Annotated in this window: 1 protein-coding gene and 1 pseudogene; both read right to left on the bottom strand. The window is 46.6% G+C overall.

The window, feature by feature from the left end; genetic code table 11:
• Window positions 1-212 (bottom strand): annotated as a pseudogene (locus tag E0D98_RS26225) (ISAs1 family transposase); the annotation flags it as partial.
• Between the two features lie 30 nt (window positions 213-242).
• A partial coding sequence (locus tag E0D98_RS26220; RefSeq protein WP_009008041.1) for an IS3 family transposase occupies window positions 243-339 on the bottom strand: 97 nt, incomplete at its 5' end.

Genomic DNA, 339 nt, shown 5'->3' with positions numbered 1-339 from the left:
ATCTGTCCGATGACCAGACTGTGCATTGTTGAGAACGCACTAATGACATGAATCGCTCCCCTGCGGCGACTCTTGTCATAAGAGTGCCGGAGCGTTTTTCCATCAATTGCAATGACGTCTTTATCATTTGATGAATGGCAGTCACGCATCCAGTTAATAAAGCACTCGTGAAATTTTGCAGGACTGATACAGGATACAACTCTGGCAATGGTTGATCCTACCCACGTAATATGGACACAGGCCTAAGCGAGGTTCTGGTTTTCAAATTGTTCCGGACTGAGGCCGCCACACCAACTGTGCCGCCGCCACCGATTGTAATCACATTCGATATAATTAAAC

Origin of the sequence: Escherichia sp. KCJ4928, from assembly GCF_004352695.1 — a bacterium.
Classification (GTDB): domain Bacteria; phylum Pseudomonadota; class Gammaproteobacteria; order Enterobacterales; family Enterobacteriaceae; genus ECMA0423.
Note: the sequence above shows the minus strand (reverse complement) of the source record. Positions and strands in the feature narration are given on the sequence as shown.